Source organism: Microbacterium sp., from assembly GCF_051953575.1.
Classification (GTDB): domain Bacteria; phylum Actinomycetota; class Actinomycetes; order Actinomycetales; family Microbacteriaceae; genus Microbacterium.
In genome coordinates this window covers 24,119-30,407 of the sequence record NZ_JBQCIP010000122.1, presented here as the reverse complement: position 1 = coordinate 30,407, position 6,289 = coordinate 24,119, and the positions used below count along the sequence as shown (strand labels likewise).

2 protein-coding genes are annotated in these 6,289 nt (G+C 63.9%); one reads left to right on the top strand and one right to left on the bottom strand.

The genetic code is table 11. The annotated features are described in order from the left end of the window. Positions 1-218 precede the first annotated feature (218 nt). Positions 219-3,194, top strand: a complete 2,976-nt coding sequence (locus ACTHNQ_RS07870) for a DEAD/DEAH box helicase (RefSeq protein ID WP_440332584.1) — start codon at positions 219-221, stop codon at positions 3,192-3,194. Positions 3,195-3,372: 178 nt separating this feature from the next. On the opposite strand, the gene ACTHNQ_RS07865 is transcribed toward ACTHNQ_RS07870, so the two are convergent. Further along, entirely contained in the window at positions 3,373-6,117 is a 2,745-nt protein-coding gene (locus tag ACTHNQ_RS07865) for an AAA family ATPase (RefSeq protein WP_440332583.1), read from the bottom strand. Positions 6,118-6,289 lie beyond the last annotated feature (172 nt).

Here is a 6,289-nt window from a genome sequence, read left to right as displayed (position 1 = left end):
CGACCTGGCGCTGCGGAACCCCGTCCGCGACCAGCCGCCTGATCAACGCCCAATCTTCCAAGGAGATCACCCACCCAATCTGGTCTGGGTGGCCTAGTTTTCAAGCGTCGTTTTGGCTGGGTTCTCGACCGTCGCCGACAGCTCCAACGATCATTCCAGATGGCTATCGCTCCGATCGATGGCCCCATTGGGCCGAAGAGACTTCCAATTGGAGTGTGATGGGCCTGCTCGACGATGGGACGCGCCAGCGACTGTGGGGCCACCAGAAGCGGGCGGTTGCCGCCGTCGAAGAGTTCCTTGAACGCCCGGACACGGGTGGGCGGAGCTTCATCGTTTCGATGCCGACAGGAAGCGGCAAGAGTGGAGTGATTGGCTTCCTCGCCCAGGACCGCCTGGGCGAGGAGAGCGATGTGCTGCTGCTCTGTCCATGGGACGCGCTCGCGAGTCAGCTGAGCGAAGACGTGAGCGCGCGGTTCTGGCGGCATGCCGGAATCGACAGTTCCACAATGACGAAGACCGTTCGCCTTATGCCGTCCACAGCGGCCGCCAAACTCGCTGACGCTACCGCCCCCACCATCTGGGTGATGACGCTTGCCGCGCTGAACGCGTTGGATCGGCCGGTTCGCGACGCTCTCTCTTCTCGAGTCAAGCTCGTCATCGTCGACGAGGGGCACTACGAGCCGGCGCCTTCGTGGGCGAACGCCGTGCGAAATCTGGCGCGTCCGACAGCGCTCTTCACTGCGACTCCTTTTCGAAACGATGTGAAGTACTTCGACGTGGAGCCTGGCGACAGCTTCCACTACCCCGCGAGCGAAGCCATCAGCAGCTCTCAACTGCGCTCGCCTCGCTTCGCCTCCGTAGCGACCGAGTCGCCAACGACGTTCGTGGAACAGCTTCGTGAGTTTGTCGCTGGCAATCTCACGTCGGACGACAAGATCATCGTGCGATGCGCGACACAGACTCAGATCAGGGATGTAGTGGGCATCTTGCGCCGGGACGGGGAGACCGCGGTCGGTATACACGAGAGATTCAAGTCGTCGGATCGGGCGTCGAGTCTGCTGAAAAAGGTCCCGGCGAATCACGAGGCGCGGTACTGGGTGCACCAAAACAAGCTGCTCGAAGGGATCGACCACTCCGAGTTCAGACGCGTCGCGCTACTCGCGAGACCTTCAGGTGACCGTGCTTTGATACAGCAGATCGGGAGGGTCCTTCGGGGTGCTGCCCATCACCCGACTGCGTGGGTTGTCGGCGGAGCCCATGACCGCCTTCAGGAAACGTGGGACGCGTTCCTCGCTTATGACTTTCAAAACGACGCGTCCGTGTCCCCCATCAAAGAGATCCTGGGACTAACTGTCGGTCGCCACTTCTACACGAGCGGAACGTTCCGCGCCCCCCTCGATATAGAAGAGCTTGACGTGGACGAGGTCCGAGTTCCCAGGTCCTTCACTATTCACGAGCGCCCGACCCAATTCGATGACCCGATCGGGCGACTGCTGTCTGAACTTGACCGTGCAATCGAGGACGCTGACGCCGAAGGAGTTGGCCCGGCGAAACGCGGTACATGGGACCGACCCGGGCAGCCACGGGTCGAGTGGGCCCTACGACTGATGTATGTCAACGAACAGTCACCCATACTCGCGCGGAGTAGCTTCTACGACTCGAAACTTGAGCTTGCGTTCTTCGCGGTGGCTGACGCGCGGGTCTACGTTCACTCCGGCATCGGCCTCGATCTCGAGTCCATTGGCCTTCGGCGCCTCCCGACGGCCGCGCTCCGCGCCGCATTCGCTCGCTCGACCGGAACGTACACAAGTGTCACGCTCAAGAACACGGACCTGTCAGGAACCGCTGAGAGAACACGAGCTCAATCGGCCGCATCCCTGATTGCCCTGGCGCCCGACCTTAGCGACTTCTTCAAGTCACCCAGCACCATCACGGGCGTGGTTCGGAGTGATGATCTTCGCGGGACGGCCTACGATAGCGCGCGGTATGTCGGGTTCGCGAGAAGCAGAGTTCGGGAACAGGGACGGACATCAGTCGACGAGCTTCTCAACTGGATCGCGCAGATCGAACGCGGGCTCGTCGAGCATGGTCGTTCGCTAGCCCCAGCGATCTTTGCGAGGTACGCAGACGTTATCGACCTGACCGAGCCCGTGGTCCAGAACTTCCTGCTCGATCTCGATGAGACAGTCCTGAGCGAATACATTGACGCCGAAGGGCACCCCCTGCTCTTGACAGACCGCTGCGTGGATGTCGCGGCAGACTCGACGTTTCCGCTTCTGCGGACGGACGGGACTGCGTACGATTGCTCGCTTGTCTGGTCGGGCCGACGGTACGAGTTCCACAGCGATCAGCTAGACCTCGCCTTCAACCGGCCTGCCGACCGGTACGCGACTTTCTCTACTGAGGTGACAGAACGTCAAGCATTTCGGTTGATAGTCCACGAGCAAGCGACGCCTGACGATCTCGTTCAGTATGTCGATGCCCAGTTCGTGCGTCCGCGCTCGACTTTGGCCCTCAAGAGCTCCAGCTCCGGAGTGCTGCTCGACAGCCTGTTGCGCGCCGTCGATCTCTCCGACGTGACTTCCGAGAAGGGGACTACCACGCGCGAGCCCCGTTGGTCGGAAGGGAGCATGTTCCGACGAATCTGCGATGACGTGGCGTCCGGGGAGCTGCTTGGGGAGCCCGTGGCGCCGGGCTCAATTCTCGTTTGCGATGATGACGCGGGTGAGACAGCGGACTTCTACGTGGTTGACAGGACTAACCGCAAGCTGTTCGTCGTTCACGCCAAGGTCTCTGCGGGGAATGGTGGGCACGGGGCGTCGGGCCTTCACGATGTTGTGGCTCAGGCGCAAAAGCACCTCGGAACGATCCGACCTGGGGGATCAGGGCTTGACCGGCCCCGCCTGCGAAGCAGATGGGGCCGGAAGTGGAAGTTACTCGATAGTTCTATCCCGCGGATCCAATCCGAACACACCGCATCTGAGGCGTCGAACGCGGTGTGGGATGCGCTTCGGGACCCGTCGTACCAGCGGGTCGTAGTCATTGCCACGGCTGGAATCCTCAGCAAGCGAAACTTCCTAACAAAAGCCCGGCAGAACAACGCGAACGCATTGCAGGCGCTGTACCTCATTCAGAGCGCATGGGCATCAGCAGGCGCCATTGGTTCCCGCCTGCTCATCGTTGCGAACGAATAGAGTCCGGGTTTGTCGGCCAGTGGTGAAGCGCCGCCAACATCGGGGGCCGCCCGAAAGCCGGTCCCTCCGTGACGCGCGACGCTTGCCCGCCCCGCAGTGGCAATCAGGTGGCGACACCCGCCCGTTTAGCCCGCCCGTCGCCGAGCCCGGTAGGGGCGCGACTATCGCCGACACCGGGTCAGCGCGTAAAGGTCTCAATCGAACCATTCGGCCCGCCATATCCGGCATATTGACTGGCAGCGTCGCGCGCGGCTCGACGGAGCTCAGCCTGGGCTGCTCTGACCGAGTCGGTCAACGTGATCTCGACCCCGCCGCGGAACATCGTCGCCGCGAGATCGACGATCGCGCTCTGCTCCGTTTGACCGATGCGGATGGCAAGGTTCGAGTGTCGACCTCGGGTGAGTCCGACGTAGAGCCCCGCCGCATCAACGTCCGGGCCCACGATGGCGGCGTCGGTGGTCTCGCCCTGGATGCCGTGCACGGTCGATGCATATGCGAGCTGTACGTGCTCGAGGGCATAGTCCCGGCTGACGTGGCGACGTTCGCTCACATCGGTGGGAGACACCAGTTCGATGATGTCGTCGTGGATGCGGTGGACGATCCAAGCGGCCCGGTTCTCGACGCCCGTGCGGGGGTCATTGCGGCGCGTCTGCACCGCATCACCTACGAGGAGCCGTTGCTCGTCTCGTCCCCAGGCGAGCACGGTGGGGTCGAGTTCGCCGCTGTCGATTCGGTGCTGCTGAATGAGGTTGTTGACCGCGTCGGCCTCGGCGTTGCTTCCGCACACGAGGGCGATCCGTCTCCCGTGCGCGTGGGCATCGACGTATCCGTCGACCATCGCAATTCGGGCGGCTTCTGCGGAATCCACTCGTCGCAGGTGTCCGCGTGCGGCGAGTGCTTCCGCAACTTTGAAAGCGTGAACGCGGTCGCGAGGATTGCGGAGTTGCAGCGTGAGGGCAGCGTAGACAGGGTCACGGAACCTGTGCACGCTGTCCAGCTCGACCACGGCGTTGGTGTGACGTGTGGCGAGAGTCATCGCGCCCGCGTGCCCCACCGGGAGCGCCTGATGCGGGTCGCCGACCATGGCGATACCGGCACCGGTTTCGAGGGCGATTTCGGTGAGAGCGTCGGCGGTCTGCAGGTCCACCATGCCGGCCTCGTCCACCACGACTCGATCCCGCCGGTACAACGGATATTTCTGTGGGCCGAGATAGGGGCTCTCCGTGTTCGGGTCGATCTCGCCGACCGTGAGCCGAGACCACACCTGCGCGCCGGCAGCGTCACTCCTCCACCGGTACCCGTGATCGTGCAGCAAGGCGTGCAGGCTTGAGGCCTCGGCACCGATCTCGCGGGCAGCAACGGACGCAGCTTTGCGAGTTGGGGCAACCACGATCATCCGCCGCCGCTGCGCGGAGATGGCGACGTGTGCGGCCCGCAGCATGGTGGTCTTACCCGCGCCAGCAGGTCCCGTCACAGTGACGAGTCCGTCGGTTCCTGCTATCGCACAGGCGGCAACCAGCTGCGAGCGGTCCAGTTCGTTGATGCGATCGACGGATGCCGCGGCCGTGCTTATCTCGTTGGGCAGGCGTGACCGGCCGGGTGTCGCGAGCGCGTCGAATCGGCCCGAGAGTCGGAGCTTCAGTCGGCAGGTCTCGGTGGCCATGAATTGCTTGATATGCCCTGGCGCGTCCGCGTCTTCAAGCAGCCCCACGATGCGCGTGTGAGCGCGGCCGACAATCTCCTCCACGGTCTCGTCGAGCAGATCCCGATCAGCCACAACCCCGGCCGCAGCGAGGGCGCGGATCGCGCCAGCGCGGAGATCAAACGTGCTGAACCGGCCGCTGGATGCGCGGGATCGTTCGTCTGCATCCACCACCGCCTGTGCTGCGAGGAGGTCCAGATCCAGTTCTGCGAGTGGCACTGGGGAGACGGTACGTGGCGCACGCTCATCAAGGATGGTCGGGTCGAGGCTGACGAGTTCCTCGCGAACGACTTGTCCCCATGCCTCCTCGTCCAGCAGCGCCGGTTTGTTCGGGCGGGCCTCCGCCCATGCGCGTCGATCGATCTGCGCCAGCACCTCCACACTCGGGTGCGAACCGTCGTGAGCCGCCCGCCACTGCGAGATCAGGCGCGCACGGTTCGCTTCGATCTGCGCCGCCCGCCGCGACAACGGTGCGACGGTCGCCGCCAAGTCCGCGATCTCTCCATCCGCATCAATCGTGTAGCCGTGTCGGGCAAGGGCAGCGATCCACTGAGGGTCGGTCCGTGCGGCGAGCTCGCCTTCCGCGTTGATCACGGTGTGGAACTTCATCGCCACCCTGGAGTCCACGTTCGACCAGCGACCATCCTTGCCCCGCACCTTGACGTTCAACCAGAGATGCCGGTGGATGTGCGGATCCAACGCGCGCGAGCGGCGGTGCTGCAGCTCCACGACCTCCAGGCGTGAGATCGACTCGCGGACCAGGCCGCCGTGCCCGCGACGAGCGTTCAGCTCTCGCTGCCACAGCAGGATCGTGCGGTCACGGATACGGTCCTGCAAGGCTTCGAACTCGGCCGCGAGCTCTGGGTGCAGCAGCGCGGCAACGCTGTAGGACTTCGGGTGGTTGAGCGTTCCGTCGAGCAGCAGATCGGCTTCGGGACGCAGCTGCGATATCCCCCGCTCCTCCCCCATGACCGGGTCGTGACCGGTAAGCCACGCACGAAGTCCACCCGGGGTCAACTCATCGGAACGAGCGATGCCGTCCTGGACGATGAATCGCGTCAGCGCCCCGTCGTGGCTCGCGCTGCTGTACGAGTCGATGGCGTCGACGCCGGATGCGTCCAGCAGATAAGCGTCGCACACCCCGCCGAAGGCGTACCCAAGGGCTTGTCGAACACCACGGGATCCGCTCCCCCGCTTCCACCGTTCGAGTCCGCCTCGCATGTTGCCAGGCTACTGCTGATTCTAGTCGACTACCACTAGCATTCACTGTTGGTGCCTGCGTGCATTGCCCTCGATCTCGTCCGTCGGGTCTGTTGCGTCCGGTGTTGTCGATCATGTTGGTTGCGTCCGGAGCTGTCGGGTTGACGCGCGATATCGGGTCGCGAGAGCTCCG